The following is a 26,976-nucleotide window of genomic DNA, read 5'->3' as shown; positions in this document are numbered from 1 at the left end:
CCATAGCTCCGATTTCCTCATAAAACGTTCTGCATTATCTCATTGACACAATTTCCATATTTTCTCCATGATTGGCAATTTCTCTCCAAGTACACTAATTAAATATATATTTACACTAATTTAGCATAAGATGCATGCGTGGCTGATTACCGATGCAATATTAAGAGAATGTCGAATATATGAGCAATAAACGTCGTACCTACTTTTTTTGTTTTGCTGCGTTAGTCGTTGTCATCGCAGCAATTTTCTTTGCATGGAACCATTTCAAAACATCACAAAAGTCCGGCCCACAACAGAATTTAGCAACAGTACCACCCCGCCCTGTTCAGGCGGCTACCGCTAAAATGGAATCCGTGCCCCACTATCTGGTCGGGTTAGGAACGGTTCAGGCAGCAGATACTGTCAATGTCACCAGTCTGGTGAGCGGGCAATTAATTGCCCTGCATTTTATAGAAGGCCAACAGGTGAAAAAAGGGGATTTACTGGCAGAAATTGATCCCCGCCCTTATCAGGTCAGGCTGGCAAAAGCACAAGGCCAATATGTTAAAGATCAGGCAATGCTGGCCAATGCTGAGCAGGATTTATCCCGCTATCAACAACTGGCAAAAAGTAAATTAATTTCTCAACAGGATCTAGATAAACAGCACGCTTTAGTTCGTCAATATAAGGCCGCCCTCAAAAGTGATCAGGCAGAGATTGATGAACAAAAACTCCAATTAGCTTACAGCCGTATCACGGCCCCCATTTCAGGTCGCGTCGGTTTGAAACGGATAGATGTCGGTAACTACATCTCTTCTGGGGGAGAAAAACCGATTGTCGTCATTACGCGCGTTGATCCAATCGACGTGCTGTTTTCTCTGCCTGAAAACGATCTTAGTGCCATACTGAAGGCACAGAAAAATAATACGATACCTGCCGTCATTGCCCGGGATCGCAATAACCAACTGCAATTAGCACAAGGCAAACTACTCAGCATCGATAACCAAATTGACGTTGCAACCGGCACCATAAAAATGAAAGCCAGATTTGATAATCAGGATAACACCCTGTTTCCAAATCAATTTGTTAATATCCAAATCAAAGTAAATACGCTGGATAACGCCATAGTCATCCCTGATGCTGCATTACAGATGAGTGGCAGCGGTCACTTTGTCTGGCTGGTAGGTAAAGATAATAAGGTTAAAAAGCATAATATAACCATCGGGCTGCAAAATGATAATCTGGTTATTATCAACAGCGGTCTGTCCGTTGGTGATCGGGTAATAACAGACGGTATTGATCAGTTGACAGAAGGAGCGGCTGTTGAAATTGTTAAGCCTCTGCAACCAAAATCAGATAACAGCAACGATAAATCAGCTAAGTCAAACGGTAAGGTGGAGAATAGTTAATGCTTTCTGATTCTCCGGTGACAGGGGGCGGTCCATCCCGCTTGTTTATACTGCGTCCGGTAGCAACGACGCTGTTTATGATTGCAATTTTGCTTGCTGGTATTCTCGGCTACCGGATGCTGCCGGTTTCTGCATTACCACAGGTGGATTATCCGACTATTCAGGTTGTTACACTCTATCCTGGTGCCAATCCTGACGTGATGACCTCTGCCATAACAGCCCCACTGGAACGCAGATTCGGGCAAATATCCGGCCTGAAACAGATGTCATCACAAAGTTCTGGTGGAGCTTCTGTTATTACGCTGGTCTTCCAGCTTTCCCTGCCATTGGATGTTGCAGAGCAGGATGTGCAGGCTGCAATTAATTCAAGTATCAATTTGTTACCGAATGACCTGCCCTACCCTCCTATCTACAGTAAGGTGAATCCGGCTGATCCACCGATTTTAACTCTGGCCGTGACTTCTGATGCCTTACCAATGACAGAAGTGCAGGATATGGTGGAAACCCGTGTTGCTCAGCGTATTTCTCAGGTTGGTGGTGTTGGTCTAGTGACACTGGCTGGCGGGCAACGCCCTGCTGTCCGCGTGAAGTTAAATGCACAGGCCATAGCCGCGCAGGGGCTGGATAGCCATGCCATTAGTAATGCGATTGTCAGTGCGAATGTGAATTCACCAAAAGGCAGTTTTGATGGTCCAACGCGGTCAATTACCTTATCTGCTAACGATCAGATGAAATCCATTGATGATTACCGCAACTTAATTGTGACCTATAAAAATGGTGCTCCGGTTCGTCTGCGTGATGTTGCTACCATTGAGCGGGAAGCAGAAAATACGAAACTCGGTGCATGGGCAAATGAAAAACCCGCCATTGTTATTAATGTTCAGCGTCAGCCGGGCGCTAATGTTATTGAAACCACGGATAATATTCGTAGCGTATTGCCAGAGCTGATAAGCAGCCTGCCTAAATCGGTTAAAGTTGACGTTCTGACGGATCGTACTGTCACGATCCGCGCTTCCGTTAAAGACGTGCAATTTGAATTATTGTTAGCGGTTGTTCTGGTTGTCATGGTGATTTACCTGTTTTTGCGTAATGCCACCGCGACCTTAATCCCAAGTATTGCCGTTCCGCTTTCACTTATCGGCACATTCGCAGTAATGTATTTCTGTGGTTTCTCCATTAATAACCTGACATTGATGGCATTGACCATTGCAACTGGCTTTGTTGTCGATGATGCCATCGTTGTTATCGAAAATATTTCCCGTTATATCGAGCGAGGAGAAAAACCGCTTGCCGCTGCGCTCAAAGGAGCGGGCGAAATCGGCTTCACTATTATTTCACTGACTTTTTCTCTGATTGCCGTTTTGATCCCGCTGTTATTTATGGGGGATATTGTAGGGCGTCTATTCCGGGAGTTTGCGATCACACTCGCGGTAGCAATTTTAATTTCAGCCGTTGTCTCACTCACCCTGACACCAATGATGTGCGCACGAATGCTGAAAGCAGAATCAGACATTAAACATAATCGTTTTGAACAAGCCTGTGAGCACTTTTTTGAATGGATAATTGCGATATATAGCGTATGGCTGAAACGAGTCCTGAACCATCCCTGGCTGACACTCGGTGTCACACTCGGCACTCTGGCTCTGACCGTCCTGCTCTATATTGTTATACCTAAAGGATTTTTCCCGTCACAGGATAATGGATTAATTCAGGGAACACTGGAAGCACCACAGTCCATTTCTTTCAGTGCCATGGCAGATAAACAGAGTCAGGTAAGCGCATTACTGCTACAGGATCCGGCGGTGGAAAATGTGACTACATTCATCGGCGTTGATGGCAGTAACCCTACGCTGAACAACGGGCGTATGCAAATTACGTTAAAACCTTTCGACCAACGTCATGACAGAATTGAGGATATTATCCCGCGTCTACAGGCCCAGGTAGCCAAAGTGCCTGATATCACCTTATATCTGCAACCGATTCAGGATCTGACTATTGATACCCAGCTTTCCCGTACGCAATATCAATTTACGCTACAGGCCACTTCTCTTGATGAATTAAACATCTGGGTACCTAAGCTACAGGAAGCCCTGAAAAAGCGTCCTGAACTGGTCGATATCAGCAGCGACTTGCAAAACAAGGGATTAGTCGCTCATATCAATGTAAATCGTGATATGGCCAGCAGATTAGGTATTACGATTGCTGCGATTGATAACACGCTATATAACGCCTTTGGTCAGAGGATGATCTCAACCATTTATACGCAGTCAAATCAATATCGGGTTGTACTCGCGCAGGATACAACACACTCTCCCGGCATTGATGCGCTCAATGATGTCCGGCTTTTAAGTGCAGATGGTAATATCGTACCTCTGACTGCTATCGCCACGATTGAACAGCGGCTGGGATATTTATCCATTAATCACCTGCAACAATTTCCTGCAACCACATTTTCATTCAATGTGGCACAGGATACCTCTCTGGAAGCAGCCGTTAATGCCGTGAAGGAAACAGAACATGCCATTAACATGCCTAAAGATATCAATACACAATTTCAGGGAGCAACTCTGGCATTCCAGAATGCGCTGAGTAATACCTTATTGCTGATATTGGCTGCTGTTGTTGCCATGTACATTGTGCTCGGAATATTGTACGAAAGTTTTATTCATCCAGTAACTATCCTGTCAACACTGCCCACTGCGGGAGTCGGCGCATTGCTGGCATTAATGCTGGGAGGCTATGAACTGGATATCATTGCCATCATCGGGATTATTTTGCTGATCGGTATTGTGAAGAAGAACGCCATTATGATGATTGACTTTGCGCTGGCAGCAGAACGCGAGAAAGGTATGTCGCCCTACGATGCTATTTTTCAGGCCTGTCTCCTGCGTTTCAGACCGATTCTGATGACAACAATGGCAGCACTGTTAGGCGCATTACCATTGATGCTTAGTACCGGCATCGGTGCTGAATTGCGCCGTCCATTAGGTGTCAGCATGGTAGGCGGTTTGATTATGAGCCAAATTCTGACTCTGTTTACGACTCCGGTCATTTATCTGCTATTTGACAGACTGGCGCACTATTACAGAAATAGGCAAGGCAAAAATAAACAAAACAGACATCAGGATGATAATCAAACAGCATTAGCGCGTTCTTCTACTGATCATCAGGAGCCGTTGTGAAATTTTTCGCCTTATTTATCAAGCGGCCTGTTGCAACCACATTATTGAGTGTAGCTATCACACTATGTGGGGCATTCAGTTTTATTCTATTGCCAGTATCCCCTCTGCCACAAATCGACGTTCCGGTGATTGGTGTTTCAGCTTATATGCCCGGCGCATCACCGGAAACAATGGCCTCCTCTGTCGCAACCCCACTAGAGCGATCACTTGGCAGAATTGCGGGTGTTAAAGAAATGAGCTCCTCCAGCTCATTAGGCTATACCTTCATTTATCTGCAATTTGAACTGAACCGGGATATCAATGGAGCTGCCCGGGATGTACAGGCTGCGATTAATGCTGCGGAAAGCCTTTTGCCTTCAGGGATGCCAAGCCGCCCAACCTACCGCAAGGCAAACCCCTCCTCTGCTCCCATTATGATCCTAACGCTTACATCAGACAGTTATGGTGGTGGGCAGTTATATGATATCGCCTCGACACGTCTTGCCCAGAAAATCTCACAGATAGAAGGTGTCGGTCAGGTCAGCGTTTCTGGCAGTTCATTGCCTGCAATAAGGGTTGAACTCAATCCCAATGCCCTGTTCAGTAAGGGGATCTCACTGGATGACGTCCGCACTGCAGTCAATAATGCTAATGTCAGAAATCCGACGGGACATGTTGAGACAAGTGAGTACAACTGGCAAATACAAACTAACGATGAAATTAAAAAAGCGGATGACTACGCTTCTATTATTGTCGATTATCGTGACGGCTCACCTGTTCGCTTAAAAGATCTCGCAACAGTCAAAGAGTCTGTAGAAGATATCCGCGCCTCAGGTATGTCCGGTAATAAACCGGCTATTGCCCTGATTATCCGGGGGGAACAAAATGCGAATATCATTGAAACCATCAATAAAATTCGTGCAGAACTCCCTACTTTACGAACCTCAATACCCGCCAATATTAAACTTACTGTTGTACAGGATCGCTCTCCCACTATCAGAGCTTCCCTGTATGAAGTGGAACGAGCGCTTGCCCTTGCCGTTGCGCTCGTTATTCTGGTTGTTTTTCTGTTCCTGCGTTCAGGGCGTGCCACTCTTATTCCAGCAATTGCCGTTCCGGTTTCACTGATTGGCACATTTACTGCGATGTATTTATGTGGTTTCAGCCTGAATAATCTCTCACTCATGGCTCTGACCATCGCAACGGGTTTTGTTGTGGATGATGCCATTGTTGTGCTGGAAAATATCTCCCGTCATCTGGAAGCCGGGATGAAACCTGCACAAGCCGCGCTTAAGGGTGTAAGAGAAGTGGGTTTTACCGTTCTTGCCATGAGCCTGTCTCTCGTGGCGGTTTTTATTCCCCTTCAATTGATCGATGAAATGCTCGGCAGGCTGTTCCTTGATTTTTCCATCACACTCGCAACGGCGATAGGCATTTCTTTATTTGTGTCACTCACCTTAACTCCTATGATGTGTGCACACCTGCTAAAATCTTCGCCTGAAAAATCACTGAAGAAAACCCGCGGTTTCGGTAAAGTTTTTCTCAGGTTCCAGCAATATTATGGCCGTTCATTAAAATGGGTTCTTAACCACACACGCTGGGTTTTATTGATGCTGATCGGTATTATCGTCCTGAATGGCTGGCTCTATATTAATATTCCGAAAACCTTTTTTCCCAGACAGGATACGGGTCAATTACTGGGTTTTGTCGTTGCTGATCAAAGTATTTCTTTTCAGGCTATGCAAAAGAAGATGGAACATTTTATGCAAGTCATTAATGCTGACCCGACTGTTGAAAATGTGACAGGCTTTACCGGTGGCGACAGCATGAATGTCGGTTTTATGTTTATGTCATTAAAGCCTGTGAGTGAACGTACAGAAAGTATCGATAAAATCATACTTCGTTTACGGGAGAAATTATCTCACGAACCGGGAGCTGAGTTGTATCTGATCCCTGTGCAGGATCTCAGATCCGGCGGTGGCGGCGGAGGTAATGCCAAATCTATTTATCAATTTAATTTACTGTCAGACGATTCTGATGCGCTTCGTAAATGGGCACCTATTATCCGCAAGGCATTGAAAACGTTACCCCAGTTGACGGGCGTTAATTCTGATGACGACGATAAAGGTTCTGAACTGGCGATTACCTATGATCGTGATCTTATGGCCCGCCTCGGTATCAGCGTTGCTCAGGCGAATAGCCTGCTTGGAAACTCTTTCGGGCAACAACCGATTTCAACGATTTATCAGCCTCTCAATCAATATAAAGTGGTGATGGAAGTTGCTCCTGAATATAACCAGGATATCAGTGCACTGGAGAAAATCTTTGTCATTAATAAGGAAGGAAAACGTATTCCGTTCTCTTATTTTGCCAGCTGGCGGCCAGCCAATGCGCCATTAGACATTTATCATCAGGGGCTTTCGGCAGCTTCTACGATCTCATTCGATATTGCGGAAGGCTATACGATGTCTGATGCAGTGAGTGCGATAGAAAGAACAATGACTGAACTCAGCGTTCCATCCGCTGTGCGTGGCTCTTTTGGCGGCACTGTGCAAGATTTTCAGGAAAGTCAGCGTTCACAGTTATTAGTGATCCTTGCGGCTATCATTACTGTTTATCTGGTTCTCGGGGTATTGTATGAAAGTTATATTCACCCACTGACAATCCTTTCTACCCTTCCGTCTGCCGGAATTGGCGCTTTACTGGCACTGGAACTCTTCAATACGCCATTTAGCCTGATTGCCATGATTGGCATTATGCTGCTGATTGGTATCGTGAAGAAAAATGCCATTATTATGGTGGATTTTGCTCTTGAAGCTCAGCGTAACGGGCAACTCAGTGCGCGGGAAGCCATATTTCAGGCCAGCTTATTAAGGTTCAGGCCAATCATGATGACGACTCTTTCTGCTTTATTCGGTGCCTTACCTTTGGTACTGAGCAATGGTGCTGGCGCTGAGTTACGTCATCCTCTGGGTATCACGATTGTTGGTGGGCTGGTGATGAGCCAAATTCTTACGTTATATACCACCCCTGTCGTTTATCTGTCTTTTGACAGACTGCGTGAGAAGTGGCAACAACGCCGTTTAGCAAAATTTCAGAGAATAAAATCGTTGTGAAATTGCGGATAAAAGCCGGGATCAGCGGCAAACTGTTTCTGGCTATTTTTGCTACCTGTATGCTGGTATTAGTGACAATGCACTGGGGCATTCGCCTCAGTTTCCAGTATGGATTCATCGGTTATATTCAGCAAAACAGCCAGCTACGTGCCAGAATGCTGGCCGAAGCATTAACAGAACAATATCAGCAATATGGTAACTGGGATTTCCTGACCCAAAATGATCGGGCCATCTTTAAAATTATCCAAAATATCGAACAAAACAGTGATAATCGGCAAGAACTGTCTCCCCGTGCTTGGCGCTCCCAGTTCTGGGTAGTTGACAGCCATATGCACCGGTTAGTGGGTCATTCTGACAATATGTCGGAAGAAACTTACCGCGTTCCGGTAAATTACCAGAATAAAGTGGTCGGTTGGGTTATTGTCAGTACTTCGGACAAAATTACCCGTCAGGCTGATATTCGTTTTGCTCAGCAGCAACAGCTGACCAGTTGGATTATCGCTGGTTTCTCTACTATGCTGGCTCTGATTGCAACTTTCGTTTTATCCCGCATTTTCTTGAAACCGGTCAAGCGGCTGGTGGAAGGCACTCATAAACTGGCTTCCGGTGATTTCAGCGTGCGTGTTGCATCATCCGATCAGGATGAAATCGGGCAATTAGCATCAGATTTTAATCACCTTGCCTGCACGCTGGAAAAGAATGAACAAATGCGCCGGGATTATATGGCAGATATCTCCCATGAATTACGCACTCCACTCTCTATTCTGCGTGGTGAGCTGGAAGCCTTACAGGATGGCGTCCGTCAGCCGACAGCAGAAACTATCCAGTCGTTACTGACAGAAGTTACCATTCTGACAAAATTAGTGGATGATTTACATTTGCTATCCCTGACGGATCGTGGCTCCCTGACTTATCGAAAAGAACAGGTTAATGTCAATGAGCTTCTGCAAATCGCTGTCGCGGTTTATCGTGGACGTTTTGCCGATAAACAAATTTCACTGGAAATATATTTACCGCAAAACACAATAGTATTTGCAGACCCTAAGCGATTAACTCAGCTATTCCATAATTTGCTGGAAAATAGCCTGCGCTATACTGCTGATCACGGAACAGTGCTTATCCACGGGTATGTGAACCAGCAAAAATGGTTATTAAACTGGCAGGATAGTGCTCCCGGTCTTACTGCTGAACAATGTCAGCGTATTTTTGAACGTTTCTACCGTTGCGAATCTTCCCGCAATCGAGCCAGTGGAGGCTCTGGTTTAGGACTGGCAATCTGCTACAACATTATTGAAGCGCACAATGGTCTTATTTATGCTGAAATATCACCTTTAGGTGGTATTCAGATTCACGTAGAATTACCCTTGTTCAAATTTTCTGAACAGAAAACACCAAATAAGATATTGAAATAATGAGTGCACAATATACCGTTCTGATCGTTGAAGATGAACCTAAGCTGGGGCAGTTACTGGTTGATTATCTACAAACTGCAAATTATCAAACACAATGGTTGGTGCGCGGTGATGAGGTGGTTGCTCATGTCCAGCAACACCAGCCTGATATTATTCTGCTCGACCTGATGTTACCCGGCCTTGATGGGTTATCTGTCTGTCGGGAAATTCGTAAATTTTCAGATATCCCCATTGTGATGATGACGGCTAAAACTGAAGAAATTGATCGGCTGCTGGGGCTGGAAATTGGTGCGGATGATTACGTCTGTAAGCCTTATAGCCCACGCGAAGTCATTGCCAGAGTGAAAACTATTTTACGCCGCTGCTATCGTCCGCAGGATATCGTCAGCGAACAGGGAGCACTGACGATTGATGAAAACCATTTTCAGGCTCGCTACCTTGAACGGGTGCTGGATCTGACTCCGGTTGAATTCCGGTTACTTAAAATCATATCCAGTCAGCCCGGACGTGTTTTTTCCCGTGATCAACTGTTGAATAATCTCTATAACGATCATCGTATTGTGAATGATCGAACAATTGATAGCCATATAAAAAATCTACGCAGAAAATTAGAACAGCTGGATGAAGATAAATCTTTCATTCGCTCAATTTACGGGTTGGGATATCGCTGGGAAGCAGAAATTTGCCGCCTGATGTAAGTTACCTACTATTATTAAAAAAATTCACCTGCATAAATTTCAGGCTAAACTTAATCTGATAATTACCCAATCAGGAGAATTTCTTATGGCTATTGGTCACTATGATCTTAAGAAAGCGAAGAACGGGCAATTTTACTTCAATCTGGTAGCAGCAAATGGTGACATTATTCTCAGCAGTGAGATGTACACCACTAAGGCTGCCGCCAATAAAGGTATCCACTCGGTGCAAGTCAACTCTCCGGATAAAACCCGTCATGAAGTGAGGAAAAATAAATCTGGCAAAACATATTTTGTCCTGAAAGCCAGAAATCACCAGATTATTGGTATTAGTGAATCTTATGGTGATGAAACAACAATGAAAAAAGGAATGCAGTCTGTGATGAAAACCGGGGTAACCGATAAAATACGGGACTTGACCAAAGGCAGTTAGTTGTAGGTCGTTAATAGCGCCGCATCCGCGGCGCGTTTTTGTCAGCATATCCATTCCCCATATCTGTTTCCTCTGTATCTATGATATGTACCTTGCAAGACAATCTTGAAAGACAAAAGGTATAAGCGCTAAAATCCCTTCTTTAACCTTACCCTTTGTAATGATAAAGGATAAGGTCTGATTTGAACTCAGACTGAGAACGCTAATAATATGTTTACTCCAGAATTACTCTCTCCCGCCGGCTCCCTGAAAAACATGCGCTATGCCTTTGCTTATGGCGCAGATGCTATCTATGCCGGACAACCTCGTTACAGCCTGCGTGTTCGTAACAACGAATTTAACCATGAAACACTGGCTCAGGGGATTAAAGAAGCCCATGAATTAGGCAAACGTTTTTATGTCGTTGTCAATATTGCCCCACACAATGCAAAACTGAAAACCTTTATCCGTGATTTGAAGCCTGTGGTTGAAATGGGGCCTGATGCGCTAATTATGTCCGATCCCGGTTTAATTATGATGGTGAGAGAGGCCTTTCCCGAAATGGATATCCACCTTTCCGTACAGGCAAATGCGGTTAACTGGGCAACAGTGAAATTCTGGAAACAAATGGGCTTAACGCGGGTTATTCTCTCACGTGAGCTTTCACTGGAAGAAATTGCAGAAATCCGCCAGCAGGTGCCTGAAATGGAGCTAGAAGTCTTCGTACATGGCGCACTTTGTATGGCTTATTCAGGCCGCTGTTTACTATCGGGCTATATCAATAAACGCGATCCTAATCAGGGAACCTGCACGAATGCCTGCCGCTGGGAATACAATGTGCAGGAAGGCAAAGAAGATGATACAGGCAATATCGTTCATACCCATGACCCTATTCCGGTTAAAAATATTGAGCCGACACTAGGACAGGGAAATCCGACGGATAAGGTATTCATGATAGAAGAAGCCAAACGTCCGGGGGAATATATGAGCGCATTTGAAGATGAACATGGCACTTATATCATGAACTCCAAAGATTTGCGGGCAGTGGAGCATGTAGATCGTCTGACTGGCATGGGCGTACATTCGCTGAAAATAGAAGGCCGCACTAAATCTTTCTACTATTGTGCCCGTACAGCTCAGGTATACCGCCGTGCCATCAATGATGCCGTTGCCGGTAAACCGTTTGATCCAACCTTAATGAGCACGCTGGAAGGATTAGCTCATCGTGGTTATACCGAAGGCTTTTTGCGTCGCCATACTCACGATGCCTATCAAACCTATGAATATGGTTATTCAGTATCAGAGACGCAACAATTTGTCGGAGAATTTACCGGCAATCGGATCAACGGGCTGGCTGAAGTAGCAGTAAAAAATAAGTTCCTCGTTGGTGACAATCTTGAAATTATGACGCCAGCAGGCAATATCAACTTTGTACTGGCATCAATGACAAACAAAAAAAATCAGGTTGTCGAAGTTGCTCCGGGTGACGGTCATATTGTTTACTTGCCTGTTCCTGAAGAAATTGAACTGAATTACGCGCTGCTTATCCGTAATCTGAAATCGGGTAATACCCGAGCACCTCATACAAATACAGTTCCTAAAAAATAATTCAGTATGAATTTTACAGAAATAGTTCCATTTTTTTAGAAACAGATCACATCAATACTATTTTATTTCTCGTATCATCCATTCTGAAAAATGAAGAACTAAAAAAGTTTCACTGTAAGACTAGGAACCACCTCCTTGGCTAGCTCAATCTCCCTTGGGCTAGCCTTTTCTTTTCCTGAAAATTTTAAAATTCAAAAAATCATCAGTAATATCAGCAAGAAAAAATCATTAACTGAATTACTAGTTATTGAGTTTATCCAGTCAATAATAATTATCTCACTACCCATTACAAAATTAATTGTAAATAAAAAAATCGGTTTGAATAAATATCACTCATATTTATTCAACATACTGAAGGAATTTTTAGAAAAACACCTTGAGATAGTTATTTCCAACAGAGTCGATTGATATTATCTCACTATACACATGCATGACAGGAGGGAAATAATTAAATTTTAATAAACATAACATTAACTATGAAAAATATACCCAATGGTTCCAAGTTACATCGCAGCGACAAGGGAATGAATCCAGGCCATTGGATGACTGGAAATGAGTACAACCAACAAAGAGGCAACTTGAAAGACGACGGGTATAATCTCAACTGAAGCGATCCACTACATCTTCCCTTCCTGCTCACCTTGTACTCCATGCAAATATAAACAACAATCAGTAGCGCCTTTTGCAAACTGGAGTTAAACATGACTGATATCGTGAAGTTGTTAGGAAAAGACGCAGAAAGTTTATTGCAGCATCAATGTTCCACTATTCCACGTGAAAATCTCTACATTCCGGGTGCAGATTTTGTTGATCGTGTAATGATCGAAAACAATCGGCCAAACGCGGTATTGCGCTCAATGCAAACTTTATTTAATCATGGGCGTCTGGCAGGAACTGGTTATCTTTCGATTCTGCCGGTTGATCAGGGAGTTGAACATTCAGCCAGTGCCTCTTTTGCAGCAAATCCGCTCTATTTTGACCCCAAAAATATTGTTGAATTAGCAATTGAAGCAGGATGTAATTGCGTTGCTTCGACTTATGGTGTTCTGGCATCTGTTTCCCGCCGCTATGCCCATAAAATTCCATTTCTGGTGAAACTGAATCACAATGAAACTCTGACCTACCCCGCTGAATATGATCAGACTTTATATGCCAGCGTTGAACAGGCATTTAACATGGGTGCAGTTGCAGTTGGTGCAACGATTTATTATGGTTCTCATGAGTCACGCCGCCAGATAGAAGAAATTTCTGCTGCTTTCGAACGTGCTCATGAATTAGGAATGGTCACAGTACTGTGGGCATATTTACGTAATTCTGCCTTCAAAAAAGATGGCGTTGATTACCATACAAGTGCCGATTTAACCGGTCAGGCAAACCATCTGGCAGCCACTATCGGTGCTGATATTGTTAAGCAAAAAATGGCGGAAACTAATGGCGGTTATACTGCTATTGGTTTCGGGCACACAGATAAACGTGTCTATACTGAATTAACAACAGAACACCCTATCGATTTAGTTCGCTATCAGTTGGCTAACTGTTACATGGGGCGTGCCGGCCTAATCAATTCCGGCGGAGCTTCTGGTGCCAATGATTTGAGTGATTCAGTCCGTACTGCGGTCATCAACAAACGCGCTGGAGGCATGGGGTTAATTCTTGGGCGCAAGGCATTTAAGAAGTCAATGAAAGAAGGCGTTGCCCTGATCCACTCAGTACAGGATGTCTACCTCGACAAAAGCGTCACTATAGCCTGATAAAATCAGGATAATTAATTGAATAATAAAGAAATTAGATATGGGGATAGCTATATCCCCATTTTCACGGTCAGTAACTACCACCATTGATGGAAATGATGTACCGGCCCTATCCCTTTTCCCACGTCTAATTTATCTGCCTGCACTAAGGCATTGTGTAAATAAGCTTTTGCAATTGGCACTGTGCTCTGCCAATCTTCATAACGTGGTCGTAATGCAGCAAGAGCCGCCGACAAAGTACAACCCGTGCCATGTGTATTGTGGGTATTAACTCTGGAAGCAGTAAAACGCCATTCTCCTTCAGGCGTAAACAACCAGTCAGGACTTTCTCCGTCAGCCAGATGCCCCCCTTTCAACAGAATTGCCTGACAACCCATTGATAATAATTTTCGCCCTTGTTGCAACATTTCATCTTCTGTTTCCGCAGAAGAACATTTCAACAGTGCTGCCGCTTCAGGTAAATTGGGAGTAATTAAAGAAACAACAGGTAGTAGTAACTCTGTCATAACTGTGGCAGCTTCTTCCGACAGTAACGGATCTCCACTCTTCGCCAGCATCACTGTATCCAGTACAGTATAAGGAACTGGGTAACGTTGCAGCATTTCCGCGACAACTTTTACATTAGCAACATTCGATAACATACCAATTTTAATACTGTCTATCCTGACATCTGAAAGCACAGACTCAAGTTGAGTAGCAAGGAAACTTGGGTCAATATCGTAAACTGCTTGCACTCCAGTGGTATTTTGCGCAACGAGGGCGGTAATCACAGTTGTGCCATAAACGCCAAGTGCAGAAAAGGTTTTCAAATCGGCTTGAATGCCGGCACCACCGCTAGGATCAGTTCCTGCAATGGTCAATGAATGAATTGACATGATGATGATTCCTGCGACCAGCTCAGGAAAAGCGGCAATCAAAATACCCACTCTCTTTCAAGTTGCCTTTCAAGATCTGTCGGATATGGGATATACCGAGACTTCCCTACGCTAGCATTATCCAGATCAGGTAATACGGGTACTTCTCAGTTCAATTAAGAACGCCCCGAGCCAAAATAAAAATCACTCTATTAGTATCCCAATAGAGTGATATTTGCAATATGTTATCGTTAAATAATGAAACAGATTAACGATATATATTCAGCTGGCAATGAAAATACCAGCAAAAATAAATTTATTACTTTTAATTACTTTTTATTACTATAAAGTTGTCACGTTTGCAGCAGCTGGACCTTTAGGACCATCCTGAATTTCAAACTCAACTTGTTGGCCTTCAGACAATGTTTTAAATCCATCTTTCATAATTGCAGAAAAATGTACAAATACATCTTTGCTGCCATCAGCTGGAGTAATAAAACCAAAACCTTTAGACTCGTTGAACCACTTCACAGTACCAGTGATTTTTGCCATTTCAAAAATTTCCTTTGAATCACTTTATTAGCCGATTGGCATTAAAAAGAAACGAACCCGTATTCATTGCTGCTATTCATTAACAGAAATAGTACTTCGTTTACCCATGTGTTTTATCACATACTCTTTATATAATCGCAAGCCATTTTTTTCAGCGGCACGAGCTAAAGCACATATTTCAAATTATTAATATCTGCTTTTTATTTAACGTCAACCAGAAGTATTTATATTACATAACACCATGAATTAAAAAAGAAATAGAATTTTAACCCTTGGAAAGTATTTTGATTTTTTTGATATATAATTCTGTTTATCACGCTTATTAAGAGATACAGCAGAGAGTTATAACTTTTAAACTTTATTGAAGAAGCGATAAAAGAATGGAGTATATTTGTTAACACCTGAGAGTGTAATATGACTGCTCCAAATTCAGCTGTTTTATATTTTGTATATCCTTTATTAAAGATTGTTCAGTTGAATTCCCTTTTATTCAATTTATAGACGTCCTTTATTATTTAAATATGTCAGAAGCTGACTTCATGTTTATAGCCCAAGAAAAACTGAGCTTTAAGCAGCCTATTACACGGATATTAGTTCAGTGCAAACATTTTATGGAGAAAAATGGATAACATTCATTTTATATGCAATTTTTGTAGTTTAAATTTTCACATAGTTTTCTCATGTAATAAAATTTTGTTATCAGGGATTAATAAAATTAGATTCATTATAAAAAAATCAGCCGGGCATATGCCCGGCTGATAAAGTATACTCATTTTAAAACTATCAAGTTATGTCTTTGCTTTATTGGATCTGGAAAATAAATAACCAACCCACAATGCTCCAATCCAGAATGGCATGAGGATAACAGATATACGTATATCAGGTATCGTCAGGATAATAATAAGAATACAAGCCAGAAATATCAGACACAGGAAATTACCAAATGGATACCAGAATGCTCTGAAACTTGTTTTAACCCCTTCGGCATCCTTTGCAGCCCGAAATTTCAGGTGTGACACACAAATCATAATCCAATTAATAACTAAGGTTGTCACTACCAATGCCATCAAAAGCTCAAATGCCTTACCCGGCATAACATAGTTAATTAATACACCTATCGATGTTGCCAAAGCTGACAATGCAATTGATAAAACCGGAACACCGCGCTTATTCACTTTGGTCAGAATACGTGGTGCATTCCCCTGCTTAGCCAAGCCGTATAACATTCGGCTGTTACAATAAACGCCGCTGTTATAAACCGACAGCGCTGCAGTCAGCACGACAACATTCAAGGCATTAGCAACCCAAAAGCTATCCAAATTATGGAAAATCAGAACGAATGGGCTTCCACCCTCAACAACTTTTATCCACGGGTAAAGAGACAACAGAATGAACAACGAACCGATATAAAACAGTAAAATACGGTACACAACCTGATTAGTTGCCTTCGGGATGTTTTTTTCTGGATTTTCAGCTTCTGCCGCCGTAATTCCTACGGTTTCCAATCCACCGAATGAAAACATAATTACGGCCATTGCTGTGATCAGACCCGCAGCACCATTAGGCATGAAACCGCCATACTGCCATAAATTGCTTACGCTGGCCTGCGGCCCTCCTGTTCCACTAATGAGTAAGTAAGAACCGAAGAGGATCATGCCGATAATAGCTCCGACTTTAATCATAGAGAACCAGAATTCTGCCTCCCCATAGAGCCGGACATTAATTAAATTGACAGAATTAATCACCACAAAGAATATTGCTGCTGAAGCCCACGTTGGGATTTCAGGCCACCAGTATTGAATATACATACCGACAGCTGTGAGCTCCGCCATTCCAACCAGTATAAACATAACCCAGTAATTCCAACCGGATAGAAAACCAGCAAAATTACCCCAATATTTATAAGCAAAGTGGCTAAAAGAACCTGCTACTGGCTCTGCAACAACCATTTCCCCCAACTGGCGCATTATCAGGAATGCAATAAAACCACTAATAGCATACCCAAGAAGCACTGAAGGCCCGGCCATTTTTATCGTTTGGGCAATTCCCAAAAATAACCCTGTCCCTACTGAGCCACCGAGTGCAATAAGCTGAATATGCCTGTTCTTTAAACCACGCTTAAGCGTCGACTGTTGTATATGCCCCGTCATCTAGTCCTCTTATTTCGATAATTATATCCGTCGTCTTTCAGGCCATTTCTGTGTTGGCTTAGTTTACTCACCGCTGCAATGCAGCCCGAAATCCATTGGGTATAGAACCTGTTTAAACTATTTTATTTGTCGTTTTGGACCTGAACTGGCTGAAGAAACCTTAGATTCCTTCAATTTTTGCGCGATCTATCATACCCAAACTACTCTGACACTAATTGCTATCGTGTCAGACTCTGATTTTGACTCAATATTTAGTCTACTCATTCAAATCAGATGAATATTAAAACATCATTCACAAAGAATAAATACCGGAAACGCATACTAATTCACTCTTCATCCCTTTGTGATTGTAATGCATATTCAGGCCCGATAAGAGTAAAATTAACTCTCGATTGTCGATTATGTATAAAACTAAAATCTTGAAAAGAAGTTGTGTATACTTCCCATCACCTTTAACCAATTTATAATTGTAATGCCACAGGATAATCACTTAGCACTTGTATGCGCACTGAGTAAATGGATAGAAAACCACCTTGGTCGTGTCATCCATCTTGAAGAACTTGCTGCTTACTCTGGCTATTCGCTTTGGCACATGCAGAAAATATTCAAGGAAGTCACCGGGATCTCACTGGGTAAATACATACGTCAACGTCGGCTGGCTGGTGCTGTACATCTTCTGAAGAACAGTTCCCAACCCATTTTTGATATTGCGCTGGATTTCGGCTTCGGCTCTCAATCCCACTTTACTTATATGTTCCGTAAAGAATATGGCATTACACCTTACGATTTTCGTCAAAGTACAGATATAGAGCTTGAAGTTAAACTTCCATTACACCTGTCTTACAATTGCTAATCATAAGATAAATTATGCGGCCTGACGTCAATATCAGGCCGCTACTTTACTAACTTCTCAACCATCTTCCTTAGTACCGTAACGAGATTAGTTTTCATTTAATTTATACTTTTCAACTAAGGCTAATGCTATCGCTTCCGTTTCTGCATCGGGATAACCCTGAATATCTGATGGACGAAAATGCATCTGAAATGCCCGGATCGTTTTATGCGTATGCACATCCAGATAGCCTGTCTGAGGAATAGAATACCCATAAACAGCCAGTGCTTTTTGTATTCTGATAACGGGAACAGGCGTATCTGGCGCTCTGTCAGCTAAATATTTACTTACCGTATCAACATCAGGCCAGGCCCCGATCCCTTCTTCATAAAGAGTATGCCATGGAAAAACAGGCCCGGGATCTTCTTTCCGAAGTGGGGCGATATCACTATGACCAACCACATTTACAGCTTCAATTTTATGCCTACGGATAATATCTTTTGTCAGTCGGATCAAGGCATCTATTTGTGTTGGATGATATTCACACCACTCTTTTTTAAGAAAGTATTTTTTAAATCCACAATTAACTATTTCTATGCCGATAGAATAATTATTTAAATTTTTATATCCCCTCCACTCACTTCTGCCAGCGTGCCAGGCTTTTTCTCCCTCAGAAGATAATTGAAAAATAATCGGTTCATTATTTTTATATTTGGGATGAGCGGGAATCAAATACTGGACACTGACATTACCGCCAGTCAGAGCCCGTAAAGAACGCTTCTCATTCAAGGCCGTATAATGTATAACCAAAAACTTAACTGATTCAATATTCTTTTTTGTCGAATACGAATAAAAATGATCAATAAGATAATCATTCCTTTCTTCCAATGGGGATTGCCGACTACAACCAATCAATAGCGTAATAAGCACACCTACTAAGATTTTTCTCATCATATTTATACAATAACAGAAGAAAAATTGAATAATGTCACTATATAGTAGATGAAACTAGAATAGATGCTGTCTTTTTATCGGCTGGAATGCTATGCGTTATACCATTTTTACAATAACATAAAAGCCGGACTTCCATTTGAATCTGGAATATCCGGCTAATATGTTTATCCATTTTATTTTACTAATAATGAATATTGGTCTTAATTTCAGCTATTACGTTTTTGATTCTTCTGAGCCGGCTCATTATCCCAAATGCCTTCTTCAATCTGCTTTTGGAGTTCCGGATACATATTAATATCAAATGTTGGTAACTGCCCTGCTTTTCTCTGCTGGTTATAGTCTTTAGCCAATTTCAGCGCAATGCCTGATAACAAGAAAATAGCTATCAGGTTCACAATAGCCATACAGGCCATGGATACGTTTGCCATATTCCAGACTAAAGGCACTTCCGCCATTGTACCGAACATCACCATGGCTAATGCTGCAATACGTAAAATGAATAAACCAGCAGTATGGTTACGTTCGAGGAATATCATATTACTTTCAGCATAAGCATAGTTAGCAATAATTGATGTAAAGGCAAAGAAGAAAATTGCAATGGCAACGAAAGTTGTTCCCCAATGACCAACCGCGGAGGATAGCGCACGTTGCGTCAATTCAATTCCACTGATGGCAGTAACATTCTCATTAAGGATGCCTGAAGAAAGAATAATGACTGCTGTAGCACTACAGATAACGATCGTATCCATAAATACCCCCAACATCTGCACATACCCCTGAGAGGCCGGATGTGGCGGATATGGAGAAGCAGAAGCCGCTGCGTTTGGTGCAGAACCCATTCCCGCTTCATTCGAGAACAAACCACGCTGAACGCCCTGAAGCATCGCCTGGGAAATACCATAACCCAATGCTCCTGCCGCAGCTTCCTGAAGACCAAAAGCACTCTTAAAGATTAATGCAAATACTTCCGGAATACGTTCAATGTTGTGACCTACAACCCAGAATGCCAGAATTAAATATGCACCCGCCATAAATGGAACAACTAATTCAGCAACCCGCGCGATTGAGCGCAAACCGCCAAAAATAATCACACCACTAATAATGACTAATACAATACCCACATATAATGGATTGATATCGAAGGCAAAAGAAGCTGCTTGTGCAATTGAGTTTGCCTGAACGGCATTAAATACAAGACCAAACGCGATAATAAGGAAGAATGAAAACAATACACCCATCCACCGCTTCTTCAACCCTTTCTCCATGTAGTAGGCTGGGCCACCACGATAATTTCCCTGATCGTCTTTCGTCTTGTACAACTGAGCAAGCGTGCTTTCCACGAAGGAAGTTGCCATACCAATAAATGCAACAACCCACATCCAGAAAATAGCCCCAGGACCGCCAGCAGTCAGTGCAATCGCAACTCCGGCAAGATTCCCGGTCCCTACGCGCGCCGCAAGGCTGGTACATAAAGCCTGAAAAGATGAGATGCCGGATTTATCTGATTTCTTGCTGTGTTTCAGGACTGAAAACATGTGGCCAAAATGGCGAAGTTGTATAAAACCAAATCGTATAGTGAAGTAAAGGCCAACCCCAAGAAGCAAGTATATTAATACGTAGTCCCAAAGAATGTTGTTAATGAAGTTAATCAGATCCGTCAAGATATTTTCCCCTTACTATTAGCAAACATTAGCTGACCATAATCAGTATCCGTCTAAAATTTATTGTGCTTAATATCCTTTATTATTAACAAGTAACACAATTCTGCGAATGAGACACAGAGATACTAGCCAGTAAAACGAAAAGAATGTAACACAATATCTATTTCAATGGGTAACTTTTAATGAAATTTTTACATTTACTTTAGCGTTTATGAATATTTGCACTAAGTTACATTCATGCGAACGGCCCTATTTTAGCCCTGTTAATCATACTTAATGACGAATAAATGGTCTGTTTTGTTTATATCATCTGTATTTAAGATGAACATCTTACGAAACAATCAGGATACAAAAAAGAAACAAACAGCAAACAAAAATCAACTTTTCCAAAAGTAATTAAATATAAAACGCTTATAAAAGCTTCTTTTAATCACTGCCCGCATGTCTAATCGATAGAAAATTAATTGTTTATTTTACAACCTATTAATGTAGTTAATCTCTCAACACAACAATAATTACATTCATTAAAAACACTAAAATAACGACAAAATTTAATGTTGAAATCTCTTAAATTTAAGAAAACATATAGCAATATCTTTCTTCAAATGAGATTATTAAATTTTAATGCTGTGATAATTGGAAAAAGCCACCATTTCATATTAAGATTTTCACTTGTTATTTTTTACATAAGAAATAAAAACAATAGGTTAGCAAGATATTAATATTCCACTATCTGGCCATCAGATAATCTGCTAGTGAGGTTATGATTGATGTTAGAAAGAAAAAGAAAAAATCCAGCGGATAACATACTGCCAAAACGGGTATATAGGGGAAAATCTAAATACGAGTACCATCCAGCAACAGGCGGTTCTATCTCAATTTGCTGTTTAAATTCGCCGCTGTCTGTTATCTGGAAAGAGTACAACAAGATTGTAGAAAAAATTGAAAAAAATAGTACTTAGCCCCCTGTTTATATCAAAATTAATAAAACGGGAGTCTTCACTCCCGTTATTTTCAAACCATAAATAATCAATGGATTATATAAATGTGGTTATTTATATAATCACAGGCTATTCTTGCCAAAGAAACTTTATTAACTCTATCAAAATCCATCTTACATCATGGAATGTTTTCGGTTAATTTATATCTATAATCATATTTTTCAAACAACCAATTAAACATAAAAAATAATAATGATTATAGTTAAGTCTGCATGCACTTGGCGCCTGTTTATCCGACATAATCTGCTTGATTTTTACTTTTCTACCCAACACTATCGTCTTTAAAAATCCATGCTACGATATAAATTCGCCTATCAGCTTCTGCTATTTTTCCTTTGAAGCAACACATTAACCAATGGAGTATTGTCGATGCTTATAGTTAAAAAAATAAAATTTTCCGTACTCGCAACACTGTTTACCTTATTATTATCATCTCCAGCCTTTGCCAAAGATGGTGTATTGATTAATTTACCTGATAAAAAATTTGCAGTTATTTCAGTCGGTGATCTGGAAAGTGCATCCATAGGTAGTTATTCCATTGCTGTTTTCCAGGATAAAGAGCTAACAGAATTCACCACTGGTGCCGTTTTTTCCCGCAATGGCTCAATATTTGAAGATGACGGAAAACCAAGAACAACATTTGCTGATATTGATGGTGACGGGAATAAAGAACTCATTATCTCTAAACTCACCGCAGGCTCAGGGAATTACCTTGAAGTAGATGCTCTCAAGATTACCGATAAGGATGTCAAATTACTGACCCGCATCAATACTAATAGTACGAATAATATTATTAGATTACTTCGTAATCATTGTAAGAAAGAGCAATGCTTAAAGCAGGAACAGTGATAACACCTGAATCAGTTATTCAATGCCCATAAAATGTAAGGCAAACGATAGATAATGTACTATTGTTAATGTTATCACCACCATACCCAATGGATTTCGAGTTGCATCGCGGAGGAAAGCAAGTTATTCCCTCCGAAAACATGGCTTACTATATAATCGGGGTGAGCATAGCCAATAAAAAGCAACCTGAAAGGCGATGGGTATACCACGGTATAGCTTGATAAAGGGGAATCTATGAAACGTCTTTTATTATCATTTTTTTTGCTACCGCTCTCGTTCTTCTCTTATGCCGCACATACAAATCAGGACAAAATTGCTGAAACCTATTGTGATGTGTTTGGCAAAGCTTCCGTAGAGGCATTTAAAACTCATGACTCGCCAGATGTGATAGCGCAAAATGCATTAAATGCTTTACATAAGAAAGGGTTAACCCTGAAAGAAATCCAGTCTAATAAAAATGAATTTATTGCAACAATTAAACAAACTGTTGCTGAAGTCAGAGAACATAAGCCAAAATTTCCGAGCAACCACCATTTTGATGAGACGCTGGCTAAATCAGTTAAAGATTGTAAAGTTCAGATAAAGCATGTTTTATCCCAACATGCTCGCTAATTAAATGCGGAGCGACGAAGATTCGCCGCTCCGCATATACTTGTACTCTTGCAAATTACCACTTTATTCGCAGCGGTCATATCGTCAGTTATGCTTCCGGAGTGCACTTTTATTGCGGCAACTTATTCTGGAATTCATTGAGTATATTTAGTTCAAGGCTCCAGGGCAAAACAGTACAAAAGGATTTATGGAATTACTCTTGGTTTTTTCTGGTCTTGTAAGTCAATACAGGCTTAAGCCGTGCTACCAATTTTACCAAACCTGTTTGTACCATAGCATCCATTACGCCACTAATAGGCTTATAGGCTTCTGGCGCTTCCTGAAAAATAAGCTGATTATCCAGACAAACAACACGACTGCCCAATGCGGTACGCGAAAGTTGTCGGGCATTATAACGCCCGGCTAAACGTGATTTACACTCATTACGTCCCCATTTACGACCAGCACCATGAGCAAGAGAAAAAAGACTTTGTTCAGTTGCTACCGGTTTCACTAAATAGCTATAGTCCCCTCGAGAACCGGGAATAACGACCAATCCCTGATCAGAAGGTGTTGCACCTTTGCGATGTAGCCAGCCATCAATTCCGTCAATAACACTGGAGGTGAGCAAATTGTGTGAAACATCCAGTAAACAGCACCCTTCAGCTCGCCAGCGCCCCAGCATCCGTTCAGCAATTAACTGACGGTTAAGGTGAGCATAATCGAGAGCTTGTTGGTGTTGCTGAAGATAATGCTGCGCCTGTACACTGGACGCCTCCAACCCTTTATGCCCATACTGGCGAACATGCTGTTCAAGGATCATTTGCCCCATCCCGCGTGAACCGCTGTGTACCAACAATAAAAGCTCTTGTTTATTAAGTTGCCATGTTTCAAGAAGTTCAGGCTGATAAATTTCATCTATTTGCTGCAATTCAGCAAAGTGATTGCCACCACCAATCGTCCCCGGTGAATAGCAAAAATATTCGGCCATATCCTCTGGCAGTTCATCTTCTTCCAAAGGATTATCGATAGAACCGAGTTTTTTCTCCAGTTTATCTAACGACCATTTATTCAGCACTAAATCTGTTTTCCACAACGCCATACCACACCCAATATCATTGCCGATGAGTGCAGGATAAAAACGTGACTGTGAGAAAAATGCCGCGCCAACCGGATAACCTCTACCCGGATGCAGGTCAGGCAAACCGACCACACGTACCATATCAGGAAGTTGTGCTGTTGTTTCGAGTTGCTGGATGGCCTTACCTTCCAGCCAGGTATTTTCTGCTGCAATAATCTGGATATGCGATTGTGGTGCAGCCGAATATAATGTATTGCCCATAGATCAATCCTATGATCGATAAAAATAATAAGAGTTATGGTTCAGGCTGTCCTAGCCAAAGCAATACCAGATGTAAAAATCTTAGTAATTAGCTACAGACTGGCCCGAAAAGAGTCATTGTTACTGTCGTCATTATATTTTCTCCTTTCAGTCGTTAATGTAGATTAGTCAATATATAAAATTGAAGTTAGGCATCATACTCTAAATATGGATCAGATTACCAGTGATTTATTTAATTCACTCTCAATAATTTAAAACCAATATCAAATAATAATTCCAACATGTGATCAAAAACATAACTTTATGCTTTTAACCACATATTGAAATTAATAAATCCCTTAAGCAGTCCATTCTCTATTTTGTAGAACTACTCTATAACCATCTATATCTTCAAAGGTTTTTCCCACTACATCCCAATAGTCATTATATGATTGAACCACCTTAAAACCTGCATTTATCATACGCTCACAGCATTGTTCCCAAACACTATTTTCACTAAAGTAAAAAACTAGCAGATTATCTTTTGTTGGTGCTCTTCCAACAACAGTTCCTTGATGATGCGTAAATTCCAAATGATAGCTGTGTTTTTCATGCCCAATGATTGAACCATCAAAGTTATTATGCCCCTGAAACTCACCTAATAGCTTAAACCCCAATCCATTAACATACATATCTGTAATTTCTTTAAGATTATCAGTTGGCCTGGCTACTCTTAATATTGATGACCTTGGGATCATTATATTCTCCATAATTTATTTTAAAGTTTTTATATTTTTTACTAAAAAGCACGTACACTCTAAAACCTTAACCTAACTTTAGGTCAAGCCACATTTATCAGAATATTTTTTGGATATATAGAAAATAAAATTGATAGAATATTTATTCTTTGAGCATCAATTTATTTTATAAAAAAATACTAACTCGGGATCATCTTCATCAAGGTTTTCTATATAACCACTTTTCCTAAAGCCCGCCTTGTTTAATAATGATTGCATCTATTTATTAGATTGGTTCGTAGATGTGAATAATTTTGGACAAGAACAAATTGATTTTAGGTAGTTGATAAGTTGTAAGCCAACGCCTTCCCTTCTGTTTCTTTCTCCAACCACCAGCATCTCAATAAAAGCATAATCAAAAAAATTATAATGCAGTACACCATAAGCAACCACTTCACTATCTAACTTTACCAAATAGCAAAATTGACTCTTGACCCAATTTTTAATTTGATCTAACCGGCGATTATCATACAGAGCAACTGGATCGATTCTGGTAAGAATATCGATATCAGGCATATCAGCACGCCGGATGTAGAGTATTTTGTCTTTTTGGTCATCGTCCAGATTCATCATAATGTCCCACCTTTAGAGCCTTCACCTTTAAAACGACATAATAGTAATTGTTTAATTACCGACTCTCGTACATCTTCCCAATACAGCATTCATCGGACTAAAAGGATCATTACTACTCAAAGTAGCTACCACTCCTGACTGTTTAGTGCCTACCAGATAGGAAAAATTTATGTTGTCCTTAACGGAATCATAAATAACCTTTTTATTGTCTCTTGAACCAAGCTCCACCTTAGCACCAAAATAACCCCATACTCCTTCAGGTTTTACTCTCGGTGGCATATTAGGATAGAGACTAACACCTATGTATTTTCCGTTTGCTTCCGCCCTCACCTTCATCATGACTTTAGGAAAATACCCGGGAGGAAATTTTTTGTGGTTTTTGGGCTCCCTGAATATGTATGCCGGGTACAAATAACAGGAATAATTACCATTACGGATATCGAGCTTACCATCAGCAATGGTATAAACTCCGGTATCTGCCAGTAAGTAACCCGGAAACAACAGTAATGCAACGGCCATTTTCTTTAACATCTGTCACCACCTGTCATGACTCAAATGATTCAAGTATAGCTTTGACGTTAAATAACATATAACTCGATACCAGGGCTTTATGCTCTCAACTAATCACAAATTTCTATCATAGACTGCACTCAAACAGTATTACGAGAAAATGTAGGATTTTATTTTTTAGGTAATTAGAAAGTAAAGGTAACCAAGTGATCGATCATTATGCGGATTGGAAACGATCTGCCGATAAATCCTTGAATAGAAGACAGTGATTATTCTTTGAGAGCATTATCTCATCAAGAGAATGGGTAAATAAATATTGACTTTATTTTTATGTGTTAACTGTTCGTTAAAATCGTTCGCTTATTATTAGTTAACCTGAATTCTGGATAAGAAATTGACGAGAGGCCTGTTCCAGGAGCAAAGTTTTGGTGAAAGCCTAAAACGACTCCGGGGAGGAACAGGCCATGGACAAGTTAGTTGAAATTTTCTGCGATGTCGACGACTTTTGCCGTCTTTTCATCCCCCAGTGGGCGCAGTTTTGTCTCGATAACGGATACCGCCTGCGCCGTAGACAAGGCCACATGTATCCCAGTGAAATCATGACAATTTTAATCCTCTTTCAGCGGTCGCATTACCGTGATTTTAAAAACTTTTATTTGGAGCATATCTGGCAATACCATCACCGCGACGGTCATGCTCCCAATAGTTAGATCTGTTATGAAAGATAGTATTCACGCTCAATGAACGTACCTACCACTTTGTCATGCATCTCTTCGGATTTGGAATAA

The 26,976-nt window shown here is 41.1% G+C and carries 21 protein-coding genes, 1 pseudogene and 1 riboswitch; of the genes and pseudogenes, 13 read left to right on the top strand and 9 right to left on the bottom strand.

The features are described 5' to 3' along the window. Positions 1-179 precede the first annotated feature (179 nt). The 9 genes from AACS92_RS08940 (at position 180) to fbaB (ending at position 13,543) form a co-directional block, all read left to right on the top strand. Positions 180-1,388, top strand: a complete 1,209-nt coding sequence (locus AACS92_RS08940) for an MdtA/MuxA family multidrug efflux RND transporter periplasmic adaptor subunit (RefSeq protein ID WP_099110871.1) — start codon at positions 180-182, stop codon at positions 1,386-1,388. Continuing rightward, a complete protein-coding gene (locus AACS92_RS08935) occupies positions 1,388-4,570 on the top strand; it encodes an MdtB/MuxB family multidrug efflux RND transporter permease subunit (RefSeq protein ID WP_099110870.1) in 3,183 nt (1,060 codons plus the stop codon). Before AACS92_RS08940 ends, AACS92_RS08935 begins: the two co-directional genes overlap by 1 nt. Then, positions 4,567-7,665: a multidrug efflux RND transporter permease subunit MdtC gene (gene mdtC, locus AACS92_RS08930; protein WP_099110869.1), complete on the top strand. Its 3,099-nt coding sequence runs from the start codon at positions 4,567-4,569 to the stop codon at positions 7,663-7,665. The genes AACS92_RS08935 and mdtC overlap by 4 nt, the downstream gene beginning before the upstream one ends. 8 nt (positions 7,666-7,673) lie before the next feature. Further along, entirely contained in the window at positions 7,674-9,077 is a 1,404-nt protein-coding gene (gene baeS / locus AACS92_RS08925; protein WP_099110916.1) for a two-component system sensor histidine kinase BaeS, read from the top strand. Beyond that, entirely contained in the window at positions 9,077-9,775 is a 699-nt protein-coding gene (gene baeR / locus AACS92_RS08920) for a two-component system response regulator BaeR (RefSeq protein ID WP_099110868.1), read from the top strand. The genes baeS and baeR overlap by 1 nt, the downstream gene beginning before the upstream one ends. Positions 9,776-9,860: 85 nt before the next feature. Continuing rightward, complete coding sequence (locus AACS92_RS08915; protein WP_099110867.1) at positions 9,861-10,205, top strand: YegP family protein; 345 nt, start codon at positions 9,861-9,863, stop codon at positions 10,203-10,205. A gap of 210 nt (positions 10,206-10,415) precedes the next feature. Beyond that, a complete protein-coding gene (gene trhP, locus AACS92_RS08910; protein WP_099110866.1) occupies positions 10,416-11,792 on the top strand; it encodes a prephenate-dependent tRNA uridine(34) hydroxylase TrhP in 1,377 nt (458 codons plus the stop codon). A 135-nt stretch (positions 11,793-11,927) separates the two neighbouring features. Beyond that, positions 11,928-12,200 carry a hypothetical protein gene (locus tag AACS92_RS08905; RefSeq protein ID WP_099110865.1) on the top strand — a complete coding sequence of 91 codons (273 nt, stop codon included), beginning with the start codon at positions 11,928-11,930 and terminating at the stop codon, positions 12,198-12,200. 293 nt (positions 12,201-12,493) lie between these two features. Further along, a complete protein-coding gene (fbaB, locus tag AACS92_RS08900; protein ID WP_099110864.1) occupies positions 12,494-13,543 on the top strand; it encodes a class I fructose-bisphosphate aldolase in 1,050 nt (349 codons plus the stop codon). 77 nt (positions 13,544-13,620) lie between these two features. Here the strand turns inward: fbaB and thiD are convergent, their stop codons facing one another. From thiD to AACS92_RS08885, 3 genes are all read right to left on the bottom strand, one after another. After that, entirely contained in the window at positions 13,621-14,418 is a 798-nt protein-coding gene (gene thiD, locus AACS92_RS08895) for a bifunctional hydroxymethylpyrimidine kinase/phosphomethylpyrimidine kinase (protein ID WP_099110915.1), read from the bottom strand. 86 nt (positions 14,419-14,504) lie between these two features. Continuing rightward, positions 14,505-14,597: riboswitch (TPP riboswitch) on the bottom strand. Between the two features lie 142 nt (positions 14,598-14,739). Next, positions 14,740-14,949: a transcription antiterminator/RNA stability regulator CspE gene (gene cspE / locus AACS92_RS08890; protein WP_038269841.1), complete on the bottom strand. Its 210-nt coding sequence runs from the start codon at positions 14,947-14,949 to the stop codon at positions 14,740-14,742. 788 nt (positions 14,950-15,737) lie between these two features. Next, positions 15,738-17,099 carry an amino acid permease gene (locus AACS92_RS08885; protein ID WP_099110863.1) on the bottom strand — a complete coding sequence of 454 codons (1,362 nt, stop codon included), beginning with the start codon at positions 17,097-17,099 and terminating at the stop codon, positions 15,738-15,740. 472 nt (positions 17,100-17,571) lie between these two features. Between AACS92_RS08885 and AACS92_RS08880 the strand changes: the two genes are divergently transcribed. After that, entirely contained in the window at positions 17,572-17,952 is a 381-nt protein-coding gene (locus AACS92_RS08880) for a helix-turn-helix domain-containing protein (RefSeq protein WP_099110862.1), read from the top strand. A gap of 87 nt (positions 17,953-18,039) precedes the next feature. Here AACS92_RS08880 and AACS92_RS08875 read toward each other — a convergent pair whose 3' ends face one another. Together AACS92_RS08875 and AACS92_RS08870 are read right to left on the bottom strand one after the other, a co-directional pair. Further along, positions 18,040-18,882, bottom strand: coding sequence for an N-acetylmuramoyl-L-alanine amidase (locus tag AACS92_RS08875; protein ID WP_193756960.1), 843 nt, complete (start codon positions 18,880-18,882; stop codon positions 18,040-18,042). A gap of 209 nt (positions 18,883-19,091) precedes the next feature. Beyond that, on the bottom strand, positions 19,092-20,546 hold the full coding sequence (locus AACS92_RS08870; protein ID WP_099110860.1) for an alanine/glycine:cation symporter family protein: 1,455 nt from the start codon (positions 20,544-20,546) through the stop codon (positions 19,092-19,094). Between the two features lie 1,370 nt (positions 20,547-21,916). Between AACS92_RS08870 and AACS92_RS08865 the strand changes: the two genes are divergently transcribed. Beyond that, positions 21,917-22,396 carry a PliI family lysozyme inhibitor of I-type lysozyme gene (locus tag AACS92_RS08865; protein WP_099110858.1) on the top strand — a complete coding sequence of 160 codons (480 nt, stop codon included), beginning with the start codon at positions 21,917-21,919 and terminating at the stop codon, positions 22,394-22,396. Positions 22,397-22,630: 234 nt separating this feature from the next. Next, a complete protein-coding gene (locus AACS92_RS08860) occupies positions 22,631-23,008 on the top strand; it encodes a hypothetical protein (RefSeq protein ID WP_099110857.1) in 378 nt (125 codons plus the stop codon). 193 nt (positions 23,009-23,201) lie between these two features. On the opposite strand, the gene AACS92_RS08855 is transcribed toward AACS92_RS08860, so the two are convergent. From AACS92_RS08855 to AACS92_RS08840, 4 genes are all read right to left on the bottom strand, one after another. Next, positions 23,202-24,329, bottom strand: a complete 1,128-nt coding sequence (locus tag AACS92_RS08855) for an RNA ligase RtcB family protein (RefSeq protein WP_099110856.1) — start codon at positions 24,327-24,329, stop codon at positions 23,202-23,204. A gap of 338 nt (positions 24,330-24,667) precedes the next feature. Then, the gene (locus AACS92_RS08850; protein ID WP_099110855.1) at positions 24,668-25,066 is read right to left on the bottom strand and encodes a VOC family protein; all 399 of its coding nucleotides are present in this window, start codon (positions 25,064-25,066) and stop codon (positions 24,668-24,670) included. A 258-nt stretch (positions 25,067-25,324) separates the two neighbouring features. Continuing rightward, complete coding sequence (locus AACS92_RS08845) at positions 25,325-25,678, bottom strand: GNAT family N-acetyltransferase (protein ID WP_193756958.1); 354 nt, start codon at positions 25,676-25,678, stop codon at positions 25,325-25,327. Positions 25,679-25,729: 51 nt separating this feature from the next. Further along, positions 25,730-26,209 carry a hypothetical protein gene (locus AACS92_RS08840; RefSeq protein ID WP_099110854.1) on the bottom strand — a complete coding sequence of 160 codons (480 nt, stop codon included), beginning with the start codon at positions 26,207-26,209 and terminating at the stop codon, positions 25,730-25,732. A gap of 443 nt (positions 26,210-26,652) precedes the next feature. On the opposite strand from AACS92_RS08840, the pseudogene AACS92_RS08835 reads away from it, so the two are divergent. Further along, a pseudogene (locus tag AACS92_RS08835) lies at positions 26,653-26,877 on the top strand (IS982 family transposase); the annotation flags it as partial. Between the last annotated feature and the right edge of the window lie 99 nt (positions 26,878-26,976).

It is taken from the genome of Xenorhabdus sp. KJ12.1 (assembly GCF_963876495.1).
GTDB classification, from domain to species: Bacteria; Pseudomonadota; Gammaproteobacteria; order Enterobacterales; family Enterobacteriaceae; genus Xenorhabdus; species Xenorhabdus stockiae.
This window is presented reverse-complemented; position numbering and strand designations above follow the sequence as displayed.

What these genes read in the sequence shown, in the direction of transcription:
- AACS92_RS08865 (WP_099110858.1), top strand. Translation starts at nt 21,917, where the DNA reads ATGCTTATAGTTAAAAAAATAAAATTTTCCGTACTCGCAACACTGTTT.
- cspE (WP_038269841.1), bottom strand. Translation starts at nt 14,949, where the DNA reads ATGGCAAAAATCACTGGTACTGTGAAGTGGTTCAACGAGTCTAAAGGT.
- AACS92_RS08845 (WP_193756958.1), bottom strand. Translation starts at nt 25,678, where the DNA reads ATGATGAATCTGGACGATGACCAAAAAGACAAAATACTCTACATCCGG.
- fbaB (WP_099110864.1), top strand. Translation starts at nt 12,494, where the DNA reads ATGACTGATATCGTGAAGTTGTTAGGAAAAGACGCAGAAAGTTTATTG.
- AACS92_RS08850 (WP_099110855.1), bottom strand. Translation starts at nt 25,066, where the DNA reads ATGATCCCAAGGTCATCAATATTAAGAGTAGCCAGGCCAACTGATAAT.
- AACS92_RS08840 (WP_099110854.1), bottom strand. Translation starts at nt 26,209, where the DNA reads ATGTTAAAGAAAATGGCCGTTGCATTACTGTTGTTTCCGGGTTACTTA.
- AACS92_RS08855 (WP_099110856.1), bottom strand. Translation starts at nt 24,329, where the DNA reads ATGGGCAATACATTATATTCGGCTGCACCACAATCGCATATCCAGATT.
- AACS92_RS08940 (WP_099110871.1), top strand. Translation starts at nt 180, where the DNA reads ATGAGCAATAAACGTCGTACCTACTTTTTTTGTTTTGCTGCGTTAGTC.
- baeR (WP_099110868.1), top strand. Translation starts at nt 9,077, where the DNA reads ATGAGTGCACAATATACCGTTCTGATCGTTGAAGATGAACCTAAGCTG.
- AACS92_RS08860 (WP_099110857.1), top strand. Translation starts at nt 22,631, where the DNA reads ATGAAACGTCTTTTATTATCATTTTTTTTGCTACCGCTCTCGTTCTTC.
- thiD (WP_099110915.1), bottom strand. Translation starts at nt 14,418, where the DNA reads ATGTCAATTCATTCATTGACCATTGCAGGAACTGATCCTAGCGGTGGT.
- AACS92_RS08885 (WP_099110863.1), bottom strand. Translation starts at nt 17,099, where the DNA reads ATGACGGGGCATATACAACAGTCGACGCTTAAGCGTGGTTTAAAGAAC.
- trhP (WP_099110866.1), top strand. Translation starts at nt 10,416, where the DNA reads ATGTTTACTCCAGAATTACTCTCTCCCGCCGGCTCCCTGAAAAACATG.
- AACS92_RS08875 (WP_193756960.1), bottom strand. Translation starts at nt 18,882, where the DNA reads ATGAGAAAAATCTTAGTAGGTGTGCTTATTACGCTATTGATTGGTTGT.
- AACS92_RS08915 (WP_099110867.1), top strand. Translation starts at nt 9,861, where the DNA reads ATGGCTATTGGTCACTATGATCTTAAGAAAGCGAAGAACGGGCAATTT.
- AACS92_RS08880 (WP_099110862.1), top strand. Translation starts at nt 17,572, where the DNA reads ATGCCACAGGATAATCACTTAGCACTTGTATGCGCACTGAGTAAATGG.
- AACS92_RS08935 (WP_099110870.1), top strand. Translation starts at nt 1,388, where the DNA reads ATGCTTTCTGATTCTCCGGTGACAGGGGGCGGTCCATCCCGCTTGTTT.